Annotated in this window: 14 protein-coding genes; 8 read left to right on the top strand and 6 right to left on the bottom strand. The window is 40.6% G+C overall.

What is annotated here, in order from left to right:
- Positions 1–16 precede the first annotated feature (16 nt).
- Together Q0A08_RS06680 and Q0A08_RS06675 are read left to right on the top strand one after the other, a co-directional pair.
- The gene (locus Q0A08_RS06680) at positions 17–502 is read left to right on the top strand and encodes a GNAT family N-acetyltransferase (RefSeq protein WP_438465695.1); all 486 of its coding nucleotides are present in this window, start codon (positions 17–19) and stop codon (positions 500–502) included.
- A gap of 57 nt (positions 503–559) precedes the next feature.
- Positions 560–1,174 (top strand): LysE family translocator, encoded by a 615-nt coding sequence (locus tag Q0A08_RS06675; RefSeq protein ID WP_438465694.1) that lies wholly within the window; start codon positions 560–562, stop codon positions 1,172–1,174.
- A 477-nt stretch (positions 1,175–1,651) separates the two neighbouring features.
- Here Q0A08_RS06675 and Q0A08_RS06670 read toward each other — a convergent pair whose 3' ends face one another.
- Positions 1,652–2,665, bottom strand: a complete 1,014-nt coding sequence (locus Q0A08_RS06670; protein WP_438465693.1) for a LysM peptidoglycan-binding domain-containing protein — start codon at positions 2,663–2,665, stop codon at positions 1,652–1,654.
- Positions 2,666–2,954: 289 nt separating this feature from the next.
- The gene (locus tag Q0A08_RS06665; RefSeq protein WP_438465692.1) at positions 2,955–4,820 is read right to left on the bottom strand and encodes a di-heme-cytochrome C peroxidase; all 1,866 of its coding nucleotides are present in this window, start codon (positions 4,818–4,820) and stop codon (positions 2,955–2,957) included.
- Positions 4,821–5,114: 294 nt separating this feature from the next.
- Between Q0A08_RS06665 and Q0A08_RS06660 the strand changes: the two genes are divergently transcribed.
- Positions 5,115–5,885: a MipA/OmpV family protein gene (locus Q0A08_RS06660; protein WP_438465691.1), complete on the top strand. Its 771-nt coding sequence runs from the start codon at positions 5,115–5,117 to the stop codon at positions 5,883–5,885.
- 11 nt (positions 5,886–5,896) lie between these two features.
- Here the strand turns inward: Q0A08_RS06660 and Q0A08_RS06655 are convergent, their stop codons facing one another.
- Positions 5,897–7,183 (bottom strand): sensor histidine kinase, encoded by a 1,287-nt coding sequence (locus Q0A08_RS06655; protein WP_438465690.1) that lies wholly within the window; start codon positions 7,181–7,183, stop codon positions 5,897–5,899.
- A gap of 15 nt (positions 7,184–7,198) precedes the next feature.
- Positions 7,199–7,888, bottom strand: coding sequence for a response regulator transcription factor (locus Q0A08_RS06650; protein WP_438465689.1), 690 nt, complete (start codon positions 7,886–7,888; stop codon positions 7,199–7,201).
- A gap of 215 nt (positions 7,889–8,103) precedes the next feature.
- Here Q0A08_RS06650 and Q0A08_RS06645 point away from each other — a divergent pair, with 215 nt between their 5' ends.
- Complete coding sequence (locus Q0A08_RS06645) at positions 8,104–9,486, top strand: flavin monoamine oxidase family protein (RefSeq protein ID WP_438465688.1); 1,383 nt, start codon at positions 8,104–8,106, stop codon at positions 9,484–9,486.
- 77 nt (positions 9,487–9,563) lie between these two features.
- Here the strand turns inward: Q0A08_RS06645 and Q0A08_RS06640 are convergent, their stop codons facing one another.
- Positions 9,564–10,124 carry a DUF4879 domain-containing protein gene (locus Q0A08_RS06640; RefSeq protein WP_438465687.1) on the bottom strand — a complete coding sequence of 187 codons (561 nt, stop codon included), beginning with the start codon at positions 10,122–10,124 and terminating at the stop codon, positions 9,564–9,566.
- Positions 10,125–10,535: 411 nt separating this feature from the next.
- On the opposite strand from Q0A08_RS06640, the gene Q0A08_RS06635 reads away from it, so the two are divergent.
- Both Q0A08_RS06635 and Q0A08_RS06630 read left to right on the top strand, forming a co-directional pair.
- The gene (locus Q0A08_RS06635) at positions 10,536–10,847 is read left to right on the top strand and encodes a cupin domain-containing protein (RefSeq protein ID WP_438465686.1); all 312 of its coding nucleotides are present in this window, start codon (positions 10,536–10,538) and stop codon (positions 10,845–10,847) included.
- A gap of 83 nt (positions 10,848–10,930) precedes the next feature.
- On the top strand, positions 10,931–11,833 hold the full coding sequence (locus Q0A08_RS06630; RefSeq protein WP_438465685.1) for an AraC family transcriptional regulator: 903 nt from the start codon (positions 10,931–10,933) through the stop codon (positions 11,831–11,833).
- A gap of 32 nt (positions 11,834–11,865) precedes the next feature.
- Here the strand turns inward: Q0A08_RS06630 and Q0A08_RS06625 are convergent, their stop codons facing one another.
- Positions 11,866–12,471, bottom strand: a complete 606-nt coding sequence (locus Q0A08_RS06625) for a LysE family translocator (RefSeq protein WP_438465684.1) — start codon at positions 12,469–12,471, stop codon at positions 11,866–11,868.
- Positions 12,472–12,643: 172 nt separating this feature from the next.
- Between Q0A08_RS06625 and Q0A08_RS06620 the strand changes: the two genes are divergently transcribed.
- Complete coding sequence (locus tag Q0A08_RS06620; protein ID WP_438465683.1) at positions 12,644–14,041, top strand: PLP-dependent aminotransferase family protein; 1,398 nt, start codon at positions 12,644–12,646, stop codon at positions 14,039–14,041.
- Between the two features lie 346 nt (positions 14,042–14,387).
- Positions 14,388–15,977 (top strand): lectin-like protein, encoded by a 1,590-nt coding sequence (locus Q0A08_RS06615; protein WP_438465682.1) that lies wholly within the window; start codon positions 14,388–14,390, stop codon positions 15,975–15,977.
- The last annotated feature ends 588 nt before the right edge of the window (positions 15,978–16,565 follow it).

The following is a 16,565-nucleotide window of genomic DNA, read 5'->3' as shown; positions in this document are numbered from 1 at the left end:
TATCTGAAAAGGAAAAATGATGAGCAATTTAGTTGTAAGAGAAGCCACCAGCAAAGATACCAAAACCATTTTGAAATTTATCACTGACCTTGCCATCTATGAAAAAGCAGAGCATGAAGTACTCGCCACAGAAGAGACGATTAACAACACTTTATTTGCCCCAGACACCCACTCTTATGCTTTGATTTGTGAGCTTGACGGTGTGCCAGTGGGTTCTGCCATTTACTTTTTTAACTATTCAACTTGGTTAGCAAAATCTGGACTTTACCTAGAGGACTTGTATGTATCGCCAGAATACAGAGGTAAGGGTGCTGGGCTTAAATTGCTTAAAACCTTGGCTCAGATTGCTTTGGAAAAAGATTGTGCTCGATTTGAATGGAGCTGCTTAGACTGGAATACGCCATCGCGTGAGTTTTACGAAGCCATTGGGGCTAAATCTCAAGATGAGTGGATTGGTTATCGTATGACGGGTCAGACCTTGGTGGATTTTGCGAAAAACTAAGGGCCTTTCAATTAATTGGCCTGTTTGTAATGACTTTAAACAGTATGAGGAAATAAGATGACTCTTATTGCGAGCATCACTTTATTTTTTGCCATGATGGTATCGGCATTAATACCTGGGCCAAGTGTGATGGCTGTAGTATCTCGCTCAATTTCATCTGGGGTCATTAATGCCTTGATGGTGATAGTAGGGATATTAGCTGCAGATTATATTTTTATAATATTGGCATTATCGGGCTTATCTGCGGTTTCGATGTTATTAGGGGAGTTTGCTGTCTATGTAAAATATGTGGGTGCTAGTTATTTGATCTGGTTAGCATACGTTACTTGGAAGGCTGATAGCTCACTACAAAAAACAAAAATAAATGATGACACACGTTTATTCTCTAATAGCTTAATTGGTTTATTGATAGGTGTGTCTAACCCCAAAGCTATTCTATTCTACATGGGCTTTTTCCCTGCTTTTATTGAGCTATCACGCATCGATTTTTATGATGTCTTTATTATCTTATCGATTGAAACCTGTGCTGTTGGTGGTGTTTTAGCAGCATATGCGTGTGCTGGATCGAAAGCTCGCTATTTGTTTGATGGGAGGAAAGCTAGATCCATTTTGAATAAGGTATCAGGAACGATACTTGCCTCATGTGGTGCCATTTTGGTGTTTAAAGCTTAAGGACGCTGTGATTAAGTCACCTCTTCTTAAGGTATATAGGGAAAAGTGTCAAAACAAGGCGTTACTTTGTGCTTAATTAATAGAAAGTCAGTGTAGGTACCTTTCGAGACGTGACAACACTGGTTGACCCTTTTTCTGAAATGCTGTTTAGGTATGCTTTTTTTTAGTTGAAATTGTATAAGACCCGAAGGGTGTGGTCTAAAAGCCTATTTTTAGGTTGAGGACCTTATCAATAGAATAGCTATTAAATTTCGCCCCTCGCCATAAATCTAGGTGCATTTATTCACACGCTGAGGCGGGAGGAGTTATTCGCAGCTTCCTTAAATAACCTTAGATAAATATTAATCTGAATTTGAAGTTTATAAAGAGCTAGGTTAGCTCATGTTATTGCCAATTAGGGTTAATAACATGGGCTAACTTCGCGTGCTTGACCCTAGAAGAGTTTAATCAAAGATCGTTTCAACTAGGTATCTGTACTTACGCGGTTTGCTTCCACTGAATATAGCCTTTTAGAGTGACACCCTGTTGTGCAAAATAAGCTTGAGCATCTGGATAGTAGGTGCTTGACACTAAGCTTGGAACCACAGCTGCTTTACAGTTAGCATAACGTGACCAAGTGACACCTTGGCTGATATCGTAATCGTTTTCTGCTTCTTCCCCAGTGGTATAAAGCTGAGGTGATAAAATATCGATATGCTCATCTTCAAAGAAACTATCCATTAGTGTTGAGGCATCTGTTATTCCATAAGGTGCTGAATGGCTTACGGTGACAAGTACCTTAAAACCTTTTGCTTTTGCCGCTTTAAATGAGGCTTGGAAGTCGTTTTCAAGGCCGAGTGCACCTTCTTCAACGTCATAGGCAATGCCATCATAACTATCGAATTTACCTTGATTAATGGCATCTGTGATTTTAGTTAGGCTAGCACTGTCAAAAGCACCATCGCTATTACCACCACCTAAGCTGATAAATTTTGCCCCTACGAGATTGTTGATGATGTTATTACTTTGGCTGAGGGCAGTTTCTGTATTCGTCCAGCCGCTAAATGCCATGCTTAAACTAGCATTTGAAGGCGCGTGACCTTGCTTCCATGTCCAATCCCAATACCCCATATTTTCTGCGTTCGGTTCTAATACATCCTGAGTTGTCGCTTGTGTCGATGGAATTGCGAGCACTTGGCCTATCTGTATGTCACTGGCTGTTACACCGGGATTGTTCTGTTCTATTTCCTGATAAGTTAAGCCTGAACATTGAGATAAAGCATCGCAAATGCTCGATAGGGTATCGCCAGAACGAATGGTATACATAAGGCTATTGCTACCTATTGGTGCTGGTATACGAATGACTTCGCAGATATGAAGGTTGCTTGGGTTTAGGTTTGGATTAGCGGCTTCTATTTGTGCGCTGGTGACACCAGAAACATCACTGATTGATGTCGCTATTGAAGAAAGCGTATCGCCAGAAAGAACAGTGTAATTCAGTACAGTTGTCATGGGTTTAATTCCTTTAAACTTGGGTTACTTATTGAAACTTGTATCACATTAAAGGTGATACAAAAAAGGCACTTGAGCAACGCTATATTGAAGTTAATTGTTAAGCTAGTGAACGAGTTGATAAGGCTTTATCTAAAGGAATAAAAGGCGTTTTTGCAGGTAAAAGTGAGTCTTAGTGTTCAGTCGTTGCCTAAACGATGTTTCTTGCAAGAATTAATTCATAAACGTTAAGCCAAGGCTACTTATTGTATGAGTAGCCTTGGCTTAAGAAGGCGTAAGAGATGAAGATTTATAAGGTCTTCATAAACTCTACCAGCTCCCATTTCTCTTTATCCGTTAGGTCTGTGCCAAAATCGTGACCTAGGTTTGAGTTACCTGGGAAAACCTTGCCGTTTTTGCCCAATACTTCAAACTTATTTGATGGGCTAGGATAAAGCTTGCTCGCAGGTGCTGCTTCATCAACAAAGCCCACTTTTACTGGGTCAAAGTTACGGTTACCTACCCAGAAATTAGTCTGTCTCTCTTCTGGCTTTTGTAAGGTTTCCCAAAGGTTAGCGATCGAGCCATTATGCATGTAAGGTGCTGTTGCCCAGATTCCATTTAAAGGACGCGCTTTATACACTAAACCTGCTAGATTGAGTTCGCCATTATCTTTAAAGCCTGTATTGTTCACGGTAGGATCGTGAATTGTCTTTCTCTTTAGTACGTTAAGCTCAGCATATTCAACCAAGGACTTAGTGCGAGATTTTGCATTCTCGCCCAGTGGCATCAGGCCTGCTTTAAGTGCTGTTTCAGGATCTTTTAGAATGATACCGACAACACCATTTACCGGCACACTGATGGCATCGGTTTCGGCTTTAAATTTATCACCCGCTAAGATAAATTCCTTAGTGCCTTCTAATATAAGTGACTTAGCTTGATGGAATTCAGCATTCCATGCAGTTTTAGGGTCTGTGCCAATATCAGCGACTGGTGTTTTAACTGCATCGTACAGTCTGTATTCATTCTTACGGGCAATCACTTGGTGACAACTTGCACACTGTTGTTGATAAAGAATGCTACCAGAAGCGGCTTTTTGCATATCAATTGCAGGCATCTGCTCTGGCCATTGTGGTGATTTTAAGGCTTTAACCCAGGTTTCTAATTGACCTAAACCTAGCATGTCGACACTGGATGAATAGGTAGTTTTGATACCAAAGATTCTTTTCCAGAAAGGAGCTTTCTCAATACTTAAACCACCAAATACTCCGACGACTTCGCCTATGTTTCTAGCAAGGGGACCAACGATAGGGGTATTAGGTGCAGAGGCATTCCATTGCACTACATCAGACTGGTGTGTGCCCCACAAAAATGGGTACGACACTGGACCATTGGGTGTGTTTTTATTGGAAACATCATGAAGGGCAAAGGCTGTGCCTTCGTTTTGAATATTGCCAAAGGCATCCAGCCTTGCATAACTTGTGAAATCTTCAGGGTAATCTGTAGGTAGCTTATTCACGGCTTGTCGCTGAGCAATTTTAAATGCCATAGCATCAAATGCGATTTTCAATTTGGCGGCACTTTTAAGGGAATAGTCATCTGCTAGGACGTTTTTAGCGAAGCGGGTAAATTTAAGGGGATCAGAATTAGTGGCGTTCATGGCCAATGTGAGTCTATCGAAAAAGAGTACAAAGTTACCTAGAGTGGGTGCGCCTTCAATTAAATATTGCGTCCCTTTATAGTCAAGCTGGTTAGTATGGCAAGCAGCACAGGTCATCCCCATCCAAGCATCACCTTTTTTATCCATATTCAAAGCAAAACCGATAGGTAAACCTGACGGATTCATCTTGGAAGATGCCATAGGGAGGTAACCTAGATAGTTCATGTGTTCGTTACTGCGAAATAGATCTTTAGAATCGGCGACTTCAAGCCAAGTAAACCAAGAATAAGGGATGATTTGTGAACCTTGACTGGTGTACCAAAAGCCTTCTCTGGTGTCTTCGTCCCAGGCTTGCTCTAAGGTCACTCTTTTTGGCGTGGTTTGTTCTGATTGCAGTGGCGTGATGTCTTCGGCTTCACTGTACCATTCATGATGAGTATAGAGACTGCTACAGCCAACTAGGCCTAATACCAATGAGGCGCCTATTAGCTTGTTCGAGTAAGAGGGCAATGTCATATTACAATTCCTTGTATAAATTAATGGCATAAGTGTTCAAATCAAAAGTGTCATTTTTTGATACTGCTTAAACATATTTGCAAGCTAATCCTATATTAGTAATAAGTGATATTACACCTACTTACAGTATGGTTATTAAATAAACAAGAAGCGTTTGATAAGGTAGATTTAAACGCTTTCTAGTGTCAATTTAGACGGTGAATTGTCAGCTAGTGTCAGCAACTATGTGTCCTGTCATTTAAGTTATTTATCATGGGTAATTAAAAGCTTAAACACAGTATGAAAGGACGAAGCATGGCAAATTATATTCAGGCATTAAGTTTAACTGGGGTCTTGGTATTAAGTGCTGGGAGCACTTTGGCAAATGAATACACTGAGAAAGAAGCGTTTGAATGGGAAACTAGCATCGGCTTAGGTTACTTTGTATCTCAAACGCCCTATGTAGGTAGCCAGCAAGAATCTGACATCATGCCTTACCTTAGTGTTAGCTGGGGGCCATTATTCTTTGATGGTGAGTCTTTAGGGGCTTATCTTTATGGTGAAGACTCTTGGGGTATTTCAGTATCAATCAGTGGTGATTCACTTGGTGATAGTGATAGGGGCGACAGTAAAGCATTGGCAGATATGACCAAACTATCGGATGTGGTGGTTATGAACCTAACCTTTGAACAAGAAGCTTCTTGGGGGGCGATAGAGGCCACATTAACAACAGATGTGTCTGATAAACATAAGGGTAATCTCGCTAGCTTGAGTTATAGCTACCCTGTGTATTTAGACAACTGGAGCCTGATGCCCTTGGTGGGTGCTCAATGGTTTGATAAGAAATCAGCGGCGTATTATTACGGGGTCAAGGCTTTGGATGTGACGTCTTCCAGGGCTTTATACACGCCAAAATCTGGGGTGAATTATGCCGTTGGGATGAATGCAGAGTATGAATTAAATAGCCATAACTCAATTGGATTATCGCTTATTACAACCCTTTATTCTGATGAAATTAAGCAAAGTAGCATAGTGGATAAATCCCATAATACGAGCTTTGGGCTGCTTTATTCTTACATGTTTTAAGAGCTTTAAAACTAAAGGTGCCAGTGAATAGAGATAGCGACACCACCAAGTGGGCTTTGCGCTATTTTAATCTGACCTTGGCAATCTTTAATCACAAGATCAGCAATAGCCAAGCCTAAACCAAAGCCGCCAGTATTTCTGTTGCGGCTTTTATCTGTTCGATAAAAAGGCTTTAAAATCATGTCTCTTTCATTTTCTGGGATACCAATGCCGTCGTCTTCGAAGGTTAGAATAAAGAGATTTTCTTCTTTTCTTGTTGAGATGACGAGCTTTGTGTCTGAGTATTTAATGCCATTATTGATAATGTTGATTAAGGCTCTGTCTAACAGAGTTTGATTGGCTTGAAGGGTTAAATCCTCATGGGTATTAAGGTGAACTTTGGCGTTGCTCAGCTTTTGTGTGAGACTAATTAACTGGTTAGATAAGGAAACATCTTCTTTATCAAGTTCGACACCTCTTAAGCGTAAACGCGAAATAGTCAGTAACTCTTCCATCAGACTTGAGAGCTCTTCAAGGTCCTGATCCATATCTGCCAATAATTCTAGTGATGTTGTGTCTTGCTTCATTTGGATCAACATATCTAAGGCAAGGCGTATTCGTGTGATTGGAATGCGAAGCTCATGGTGTATCGCGCCAGTGAGAATCAGATTTTCATTGTTCTTCTCTTCGATACTGGCAGCCATATTATTAATATCTGTCGCCAAGTTTTGTAATGCTTGGATGCGGCTATTGGGCATTTTAAGATCAAATCGACCCGCTGAAACCGACTTTGCCACTTGGCTGATTTGATTGATGTAACGATAAACTAACCAAGCAATTAGGGTCAGGGTAAGTGTCATGAAGGTATAAATGATGAGACGACCAATGTAATACTTAATCACAATGCTATCTGAGAAACTGTCGTAATACGTAAAGGATATGGCTTTGTTTTGCAGCGAACTGTCTTTTAGCGGGCTAATAATAAGCACATGATCTGTCTGATCTGTGATGTCTAAGGTGACTATATAAGCATCTAAGTTTGCAGTGTTCTTTTGATTTTGAGAGCCAAGTTCTATGATTTGAATTGCCTCAGGGTCATCTTCAATAATGTCGGACCAAAATCGTAAAATATCTTGAGTGTCTTGCGGGTTTTCTAAAATGTCTTTTTCAATTAAAGGCGTCAGTTTTTGCGAATAGGCAAGATACTCTTCACCTGTCTCTTGTTTGTAATAAGATTCACCCCATTGTTCCACCACCAAGCTAATGAGAAACATGCAACCTAGCACTAAGATGTAGAGTGATATGACCAATGAGCGCATGGAAAGAGTCTTCCTTTAATCTTGCATAAATAAGTAGCCAAGTTGGCGTAATGTTTTGATGTAATCTGTGCTGATATCTGGCGCTGCTAGCTTCTTTCTAAGTTGGGAAATTCGCATATCAATAGATCTGTCTAGGCCATCATATTCTATCCCTCTTAGTTGATAGAAAAGGTCGTCTCGTTTTATTACTGTACCAGCGCGATTTGCCATGACCCAGAGTAATTCAAATTCAGAATCTGATAGATCAATTAGGATGTCACTGCGGGTCACTTGGCGTTTTTTATTATCTATCACCAAGTCTTTTACCTTTAAAACACTCATCTCTTTGGGCACTTGTCGGCGCAGTAATGCATTGATACGTGCAAGCAGCACATGGGTGCGAATGGGTTTATTTAAAAAATCATCAATGCCTGCGTTTAATGCTGTGACTTCTTGTAGATCGCCTTCACTGGCTGTCAGCATTAAAATGCTGTTTTTAAATGTGGGGCGAATGGCCTCACAGACTTCGAGACCATCCATTTTAGGTAGCATTAAATCTAGAATAATAAAGTCGGGGGAATGCTGTTGAAGATAATCAATGGCGGCTTCTCCTGTATCTCGCCAGTCTACTTCAAAGCCTTCTAAGCGAAGAAATTGCATTAATAACTTGGCGATTCTTTGGTCATCTTCAACAATGAGAAGATTAAACTTATCGTTAGTTTTCACCTACTATCCTTACTTTTATGGCTTTCTTTCATTCTGTTAAAAGTGCTGAGCTCATTTAACAGGTGACAGTCATTTTAAGCTTTTTCATCTATTAAAAGTGACAAGCTTACAACAGCTGACAAAATATAAGACTGGCTGACAGCCTTACCTGAGTGAGTTTGTTAAATTTTAGACTGATTTAGACATGATAATCGAAACGATCAAGGCAGTTTAGGATGGGGTTATATAAAAAATTAGGGCTTATGCTCTCAACCGTGACACTGTTTGCATGTAGCGCCACAACAGATAGTCAGCAGTCTGTAAGCCAAGGTGCGAAGAATGCCAAAATCAGTGTACTTGTTATTGGCGCTGGTATGTCTGGTATCAAGGCGGCCAATCAATTAAACCAACAAGGGTTTAATGTCACAGTGCTTGAAGGTAGAGATAGAATTGGTGGGCGTGTCTGGAGTGATGACTCTCTTGGTAAGCCGGTGGATCTTGGTGCCAGTTGGATTCATGGAATAGAAGGTAACCCTATCCATACTTTAGCGAAAGATTTGGGCGTCCCCATGTACGAGTGGGATTATGAAAACCAAGTTACCTATGACATTGATGGTAATGAGACGACAAAAATAGATGAAGCCTTAGCAGAGAAGCAAGATAGCTTTTATTTTTGGGCAGCCAAAGCCTTGTTTAATGACAGTGAGGCAAGTGTGCAGGATGCCATTGATGTGGGTGTAAAAAGTGGCGATCTTAACAACTTTAGCCAAGCTGAAGTCGAGTTTTTTGCCAATGCCATGATAGAGCAAGATGCAGCAGCCGATAGCCGAGATATCTCATTGGCAGGCTTATGGAAGGATGAAGGCTTTGATGGCCCAGATGTGATCTTCCCAGAAGGTTATGATGCTTTAGTAAAAGCACTAGCGAGAGGTCTCGATGTTCGCCTAAATACTTGGGTAAGCAGTATTAATTACACCAATAAGCAAGTTGAAATAGGTACCAGTAATGGTGTGTTTAAAGCTGATCACGTGATAGTGACTGTACCTTTAGGGGTGTTGAAGAAAAACAAAATTGCCTTTGAGCCTCAGTTACCAGAGCAAAAACAAGTGGCGATCAATCGCCTTTCTATGGGTGTACTTAATAAGGTCTATCTAGCCTTTGATGAGGTATTTTGGGATAAGGATGTGACCAATCTTGCTAAGGTAAGTGAGCATAAAGGCCATTGGAGTTACTGGATTAACCTTGAACCAGCGACAGGTTTACCGATTTTGACCGCATTTAATGTGGCCCAGTATGGCAAAGAAGTTGAGAACTTCTCGAATGAAGAAATCATCAGTTTGGCTATGGGGGAATTAAGAAAGATTTATGGGAAGGATATTCCAGACCCTACAGGCAACATTATTACCCGTTGGAGCCAAGACCCTTTTAGTTATGGTTCTTACTCTTATGTGCCTAAAGGTGTGAGTGCCAATATGAGGGATAAGTTAGCTGAACCCATGTATGACAAGGTGTTTTTCGCTGGAGAAGCCACCCATGCTAAATACTCTGCCACAGTTCATGGCGCCTATTTATCTGGGGAGAGAGAAGCGAACCGAATTATCTCTATGCACCTTGAATAAAGCTTACACTTGTTAGCTTATAGGCCTGTATTGAGTAAAGAGACTGAATACAGGCCAATAAAAGTGGATAATTTATCTTATTGAATATAAATGGAATCGCTCCAATAACCAAATGGGGATGCGACTGAATTAGCAGAAACGTTAAAGGTGCCGCTTTCTTGACCGCTCAAATTATAAACATAAAGCCAACCTGTCACTGTTTCTCCTGTTGCACAGTAATGAAGGTCAGAACCGCAACGGTACTGGCTTTGCTCTGGTGTCTTACTAACGCCATTGAAGGATGCTGTACCGATATTACCGTAGCCCATTTGCCATACATAAGCATAAAGTTGGGCGCCACCATGATCGTAAGCTGTACTGCTTTGGTAACTTTGAATCACTTCCCAATCACCATAATTGCTAGAGCCTATATGGCCAATCTCGAAAAAGCTAATCCCCGTGGCTGGTGCTAAAGACGTCGTTGCTTTTGTTTCTGTATCCATGGTGATACTGGCTAGATCAAGAGGTGAAATACTTTTAGGCGTCATGTTTTCTAGATCCGCAAGGCGCTTTACGACACCTGCTTCTACGTCAGCGGCAATTGCATTTCCTGTGAAGCCTGCTGCAATGAGAGCAAGGCTAATAAGTTGCTTTTTCATGTGTTTGAATCCTTTAAAGTAGAATGTTGTCCACCAAGCTATTTACTAAAAATTAAATCTTCTGCTTAGTGATGGCGGCTAGCCTAATGGATTCGAGGCCTTAGCTCTTTAATCTCTTTTAAAGAAGCAGTTTTATCTAAAATGTGGTGAGAGCCTTATCCTATTTGAAAATCGCTTGATTCATTCTGGATGATTAGGCGTGAAACTGAATTAGTTTAAGATGCTTGGTTTCTTTGTTAGACTCCAGCCATGCTTTTACATCCCATCATAAATCTTATGCAATCAGCTAGAACGCCCGCATTTTTCTACATGCTTTTGGTGTTTTCAGCCTTGCCTGAATTAAATCTGTCTTATTCCAAATAGCTTAATCGCAGGCTCCTTAGCCTTTTAAAAATTTGATGAGAAGAGATTATGATTCAGATACAAGATTTACTTACGACAGCAAGACAACTCGAAATAGACACAGACCATTTAGTACGTCAGACAGATAAGCTTACGCAATTGTTATTACGTTTAGGGGAAGGCGTTGAGTATCCCGACGAACTCCACACTCATGCCAGCGAAACCATTCTGGTCTTAGAAGGTGAATGTCACCTCATGCTTAAAGAAGACAGTTTAGTATTGAAGCAAGGCCAGCAATTCACCATAGAAGCGAACCTGCTACATAAATTCTTGCCTGAATCTGAAGCCTGTTTGTCGATTATTTTCGAAAAGCAGGATTGATCAAGTTTTCCTTTCTTAAAATGTCTATTCTGACTCCAGAATAGACATCTGTTGATAGAGACGATTAAGTAGGGAATAAAATTATGCATGATGACAAGTTAGATAAGACGCTTGGTTATATTGAATCGCATTTAGATAACAAGCTTAATGCCGAGGAAGTTAGTGCCTTCGTTGGCTTGTCTCAGTTTCATTTTCAACGATTGTTTAAAGCCTACTTCGGGTTTAATTTTTATGACTTGATAAAGAATTTGAGACTTAAACGTGCTGCATATCAGTTAGCTTACCGTGAAGATAAAATCATCGATATTGCTTTAAATGCACATTATCAAAGCCCTGAAGCTTTTAGTCGGGCTTTTTTGAAGGTATTTGATCAAACACCAAGTGCATTTAGACAAGCCGCAGATTGGTCTTTCTGGCAGAAAACTCATCACTCTGTATTAGCTGATAGGAAAGCTAAGTCGGTTAATCAAACAGACTTTCCCGTTGAGATTGTTACGTTTGAAAGCATGACATTAGCTTATTTGAGGCATAAAGGTGACCCTGCTTTATTAGGCCAGACGATACGGGGCTTTATAGATTGGCGTAAAACAGCAAGCTTACCACCAAGTAAGAGCCGAACTTTCAATTTGCTTTATCATGACCCTAACACTGTGCCGGCCAGTGAGTTTCGATTCGATATTGCCTGTGAATATCTAAAGGATTCATTGGACTCTAATAGTATCGAAGCAGGCCTACAATTGAGAAGGTTAGAGCAAGGCAGGTTTCTGAAAGCACGCCACATTGGCAGCGATGATGAGCTGGCTGCTAAAATAACCTCACTCTATCGATATTGTTTAGCCCCACCGCCTGATAGCTTAGAAGGGGAAGCCCAGCATCAAATGCAATTAAGAGACTTCCCCCTTTTATTCGAAAGAGTACGCTTCTTTCCTGATGTTGCTGAAACTGAGGCAATTACGGATATTTATTTAGCCGTTCAAACCTCATAACGCTCTGTCAGTTTGCTATCAAAACAAGCTCATTAGGCAATCAAGATAAGAGGTAAACTCGCTAATAAGAGCGCACCCATGATGAGGTTGAAGCGACGATGAAACGTCGGATCACTCAGTTTATGGGCGACCAACTTACCTATGCTGATCCACATAAAGGTGCCTGGTAGCGTCGCGATTTGATGCAGGATAATTCCCATAAGTGCTGATGGCCAAAAGAGGTCTCCACTTAAGGTAAAGGCGGAGCCTAGGGTGATAAGGGTTGCCCAAGATTTAGGGTTGATCCATTGAAAGCTCGCTGCTTGAAAAAGCCCCATGGGCTCGCCTTTGTTTGATGAGCTTGGCTGCTTACTAATCGCTATCTTAATTGCCATGTAAACAATATAACTGGCCGCCAACACAGTAAACACTTGGTGCAGTACTGGCCAAATTTCAAATATCTTTCCAAGCCCAAATAAAATACACAGATGCAGGATGACCATGCCACAGCGAATGCCTAGCACGTGAGGCAGTGTCTTTCGCATGCCAAAATGCGCACCTGAATGAGCCAGTAATAGGTTGTTTGGACCGGGAGTGACGGTACTAATAAAGCTAAAAAAAATGATAGCGGGTGCAAGGCTTAATAGGGCGCTTTCCAAAACTCTCTCCTTAGGTAAATTTAAAATTGATTACAAAAAAATTAAATATTGTATTGATACAATTTATGTTTTGTATTTGTTTTTATAGGTTCTCACGCTGTACTTTTAGTGGCAATAATTTTATTGTATGGATACAAAGTTGTGTTGATCTTAATTCTGTGGGTGCTAGGCGATGAAAAATAACTGGGAAGTGGATAAGAATGCTTTTTTACAAGGATGTGAAAGTGAGCCTAAATATAAGGCATTAGCGACTTGTATTGAGCAAGCGATACGTTCTGGTGAGCTAAAGGCAAATGATAAGCTCCCCGCCCAACGTTGGCTCGCAGATGAACTTGCAATAACTCATGGCACAGTGACAAGAGCTTATGACCTAGTTGAGAAACGTGGCTGGGTGACAGCAAAGCTTGGAGCGGGCACTTATGTGAGAGACAGCGCTGTGCCTATGAGACAGGAGACTGGCCCTAAGTTATATGACTTTGCTTCGAGTATGCAGCCTATGTTGGGGCAACAGGATGTCCTTGCTAAAGCGATGCAAGAGTTAGCCCAAGACCCAGTAGGTTTGGTTGATGTGATGACCTATGCTCATCAAGGTTTACTAAAACATAAACAGCTCTTTTCTAAATGGTTAGGGACTAAAGGGATTCAAGTAAGGCCAGAAGGCATCATTTTCACTCAAGGTGCCCAACAAGGGATTTTTACCTGTTTGCAAATACTGTGTGAACAAGGGGATGCTGTGATGCATGAAGCCCTCGCATACCCTGGCTTTTTCAAAGCAGCTAAAGCAAATAAGGTGAAAACGTTAGCATTAGATCTCACAGAAGAGGGGGTCGATTTAGTTCAACTAGAAATCTATTGCCAAGCAGAAAATCCTAAGCTTTTATATCTTACGGCTAACATACAAAATCCGACCAATATTCAATATTCCAAAAGCCAGAGAGAGCAGATCATTCGGCTTTCAAAACGTTATGATTTTTATATTGTCGAAGACGATGTAAATTATGTTTTACCTGAAAATTGGTGTTCACCTTTGCAACAAATGGCAAATGATAGGGTCTTTTATCTATCGAGTTTATCCAAATATGTTGCTGGTGGTTTACGTCTCGCCTATGCCATAGTACCTGATATTTGGCAGGCGAAATTTAACCAAAGCTTGCATAGTCAGTGTTGGATGAATGCCAGTATGGGAGTTGAAATTGCGTCACGTTTTATTCTCACATCTGCTTTCTCACAAAACCAGAATCGTTTGGCAGAGGAGATGCGTTATCGACAAACTGCCATGCTTAAGACCTTAAAAAATCTAGGCTTTTCAGCTCGAACAGGCGGTCTCAATGTTTGGTTACCTTTGCCACTCAATATCAATATGCATGCTTTAAATAATGCCTTGTTACAGCAGAATATTAAAGTAAGAACAGCTGATTTATTTACCGATCAGGACCAGTTACAACTAGTTGAAAACGGCCTGCGTTTATCCTTAGGTGGATTTGATTCTAGGCAAGACTTTGATCAAGGTCTTGAAAAGCTTGAGCAGGCTATATTAGCGTTCAAGCAAGTACAGGATGTAGTGATTTAGATAGTAAATCATTGTTTCTACTAGCATATAAAAATATATAACTAAATATCAGTTATGCAATTTACATTATTCATTTCAGTAATTTGATGTAATATTTTTTATTCATTTCATTTATTACTCTGCACTTGATTCGTTTCTTGAATGACTGTTTAAGTTTGGGATTAAGCTAGCTATTTTTCCTCAAACTGTTTTTTTAATAGCGCTAATTTATCGACTCGATTTTAGTTATATTAAATGGCGTTTTGAGCGTGATAATTAGTGAGCAGACCTATTGATTTCTTGCAGACGATGACGAAGACAGGCCGAGTGCTTGTTTTCTCAAAATAAAAATAACAAGGAATCATGAATGAAAAATTCTCTTAATAAGCTTTTTAGTTTGGCTGCATCAAGCGTCACTATTATCGGCTCAAGCTTTGTTTTTTCTCCTGCTGTTCACGCAGACTCTATCGATGATTTTAATAATGCTTGGTTGGGAAAAGCCATGGATTATCAAAGGGCATTAGATAATTACGCACCTATTATCGATAACAATATTTTAGGCACACACAACACCTATAACTCAGAGGTTTATACCAGTTGTAATTTCTCTGTAGGGTGTCGTTATCTCGATCCTCAGCAAAAATACTCCATCAGAGATCAGTTAAGAATGGGAGCACGTTTCATTGAAATAGACGTTCATTGGACGACTAAAATGGAAAGCCTGTTCTCTTACCCGAAAAGGCTTCTGATGTGCCACGGGGTTTGTAGTATTAACGACAAATATGCTACGGAAGGGTTTAATGAAATCAAAGATTGGTTAGCAAGTGCAGAGAGCCAAGATGAAGTTCTTATCTTATACATAGAAGATGCGACAGAAGGGCATCATAGTGATTTGTATAGCCAAATGAACGAAAGGTTTGGCGATAACATCTACCCAAGTAATGGTTGTGGTGATATCCCAGATACGTTAACTAAAGCAGATGTTTTAGCTGCTGGTAAGCAGATAATTTTATGGAAAGATAATGGCTGCTCTAGCAATGGCGATTTATCTAATCTTGCCTTTACTGGGTTAGGTAAAGTAGGGCGTATTTGGGAAGATGCGACCACATTGGGCACTATTAAGGAATTCTTTGAAGGTGGAATTGATAGTTTATCTGCCAACGAAGTGCGCGATGCTTTTGCAACAGGTGCCAATATTGTCAACTTAGATGACATGGTCATGGATGATGGCCGTATTGAAGCGGCTGTATGGAGTTGGGATAACAACGAGCCTAATAACTCTGGTGGTAACCAAGATTGTGCAGTGCAATGGGAAAATGGTCGCTGGGATGATAATTCTTGTTCTGCAAATTTTGCTTTTGCGTGTGAAGATGCCAGCGGCAACTGGTTTGTACCGGATAATACGACGGGCGCATGGTCCGAAGGGGTGAGTGCTTGTACCAATTTAGGCGGTACTTTTAGCATGCCAACGAATAGCCAGTCTAACCAAAAACTTAAATTGGCCAAAGAATCAGTCGGTTACACCCATGTTTGGTTAAATCATACGGATGCAGAAACAGAAGGCCAATGGTTAGTTCAGAATCAAGCGACTCACTTTTCTGCAATAACATCTGACTCTTTAAGCTTTACTGGGGGCAACTTAGCGCTAAAAGCAGGTGAATCAGTTGTTACTCATGACAGATTGTTAAGCATGCAAGGTGATGGCAACCTAGTTTTATATAAATACGGTAATGGACAAATAGGTAATGCCTTGTGGTCTAGCGGAACTAATTGGGGGGCGAACTACAAAATGAGCTTTCAAGGTGATGGTAATCTGGTGATTTATGATGCCAATGGTTCTGTCAAATGGGCCTCTGGAACTAACCCATCAGGAAGCAAGCTAGCGTTACAAGGAGATGGTAATCTAGTCATCTACTCGGGTACAGGTCAGGCCTTATGGGCGACAGGTACTAACTAGAGAAGGTATTTTACTTTCTATTGTGCCGCCCTTCATTGGGCTAGATAAGAGGGAATGAATGAGCTCTCTTATCTGACTTCCTCCCTTTTTAAGCCCTTTAGGATATTTCCTAAGGGGCTTTTTTTGTCGTTAGTGCTTGTTTCGACCTGTGATATACCGATTAGCCGTTTCACTATGTGACTTGATCTAGACTTTCCTGAAAAACCGAATTAACCTGCAAAAATCCAATTTGATTTAAAGCCATTTGAATCTCGTGTTTATTCGCTCAAGGTAGGAGGCATTTCAGCGATAGCCTGTAGACACGAAACTCTTTTTGTTTTGATCCTAATTAGCTTTGCCCATTGTTCGCCACTGGCACTTTGTCAGAAAATATTTGTTTGCCTCCATGTGAGATTTCCAATTTTTATTCATGTTAGGAAATGGAGAATGGGTATGAAGACGCTGAATTTTAGCGCTTTTATTAGCTTAGTTTTGCCTTGTTATCACAAGGTAAACCCAGCAGTCGAACTGTGACCAGGAGGTTCAGCTGTTTTGCTTTTCATTAGGGAAAGCCTGTTAACCCTAATCAATACGGTGCATCCGGTTGAG

Origin of the sequence: Marinomonas sp. PE14-40, from assembly GCF_051623805.1 — a bacterium.
GTDB lineage: Bacteria > Pseudomonadota > Gammaproteobacteria > Pseudomonadales > Marinomonadaceae > Marinomonas.
The sequence above is the reverse complement of the archived record's forward strand: the minus strand, read 5'-3'. Positions and strand labels throughout refer to the sequence as shown.

Coding starts and splice junctions, on each gene's coding strand:
- Q0A08_RS06615 (WP_438465682.1), top strand. CDS start 14,388: ATGAAAAATTCTCTTAATAAGCTTTTTAGTTTGGCTGCATCAAGCGTC.
- Q0A08_RS06655 (WP_438465690.1), bottom strand. CDS start 7,183: ATGCGCTCATTGGTCATATCACTCTACATCTTAGTGCTAGGTTGCATG.
- Q0A08_RS06630 (WP_438465685.1), top strand. CDS start 10,931: ATGCATGATGACAAGTTAGATAAGACGCTTGGTTATATTGAATCGCAT.
- Q0A08_RS06645 (WP_438465688.1), top strand. CDS start 8,104: ATGGGGTTATATAAAAAATTAGGGCTTATGCTCTCAACCGTGACACTG.
- Q0A08_RS06635 (WP_438465686.1), top strand. CDS start 10,536: ATGATTCAGATACAAGATTTACTTACGACAGCAAGACAACTCGAAATA.
- Q0A08_RS06680 (WP_438465695.1), top strand. CDS start 17: ATGATGAGCAATTTAGTTGTAAGAGAAGCCACCAGCAAAGATACCAAA.
- Q0A08_RS06660 (WP_438465691.1), top strand. CDS start 5,115: ATGGCAAATTATATTCAGGCATTAAGTTTAACTGGGGTCTTGGTATTA.
- Q0A08_RS06620 (WP_438465683.1), top strand. CDS start 12,644: ATGAAAAATAACTGGGAAGTGGATAAGAATGCTTTTTTACAAGGATGT.
- Q0A08_RS06665 (WP_438465692.1), bottom strand. CDS start 4,820: ATGACATTGCCCTCTTACTCGAACAAGCTAATAGGCGCCTCATTGGTA.
- Q0A08_RS06640 (WP_438465687.1), bottom strand. CDS start 10,124: ATGAAAAAGCAACTTATTAGCCTTGCTCTCATTGCAGCAGGCTTCACA.
- Q0A08_RS06670 (WP_438465693.1), bottom strand. CDS start 2,665: ATGACAACTGTACTGAATTACACTGTTCTTTCTGGCGATACGCTTTCT.
- Q0A08_RS06675 (WP_438465694.1), top strand. CDS start 560: ATGACTCTTATTGCGAGCATCACTTTATTTTTTGCCATGATGGTATCG.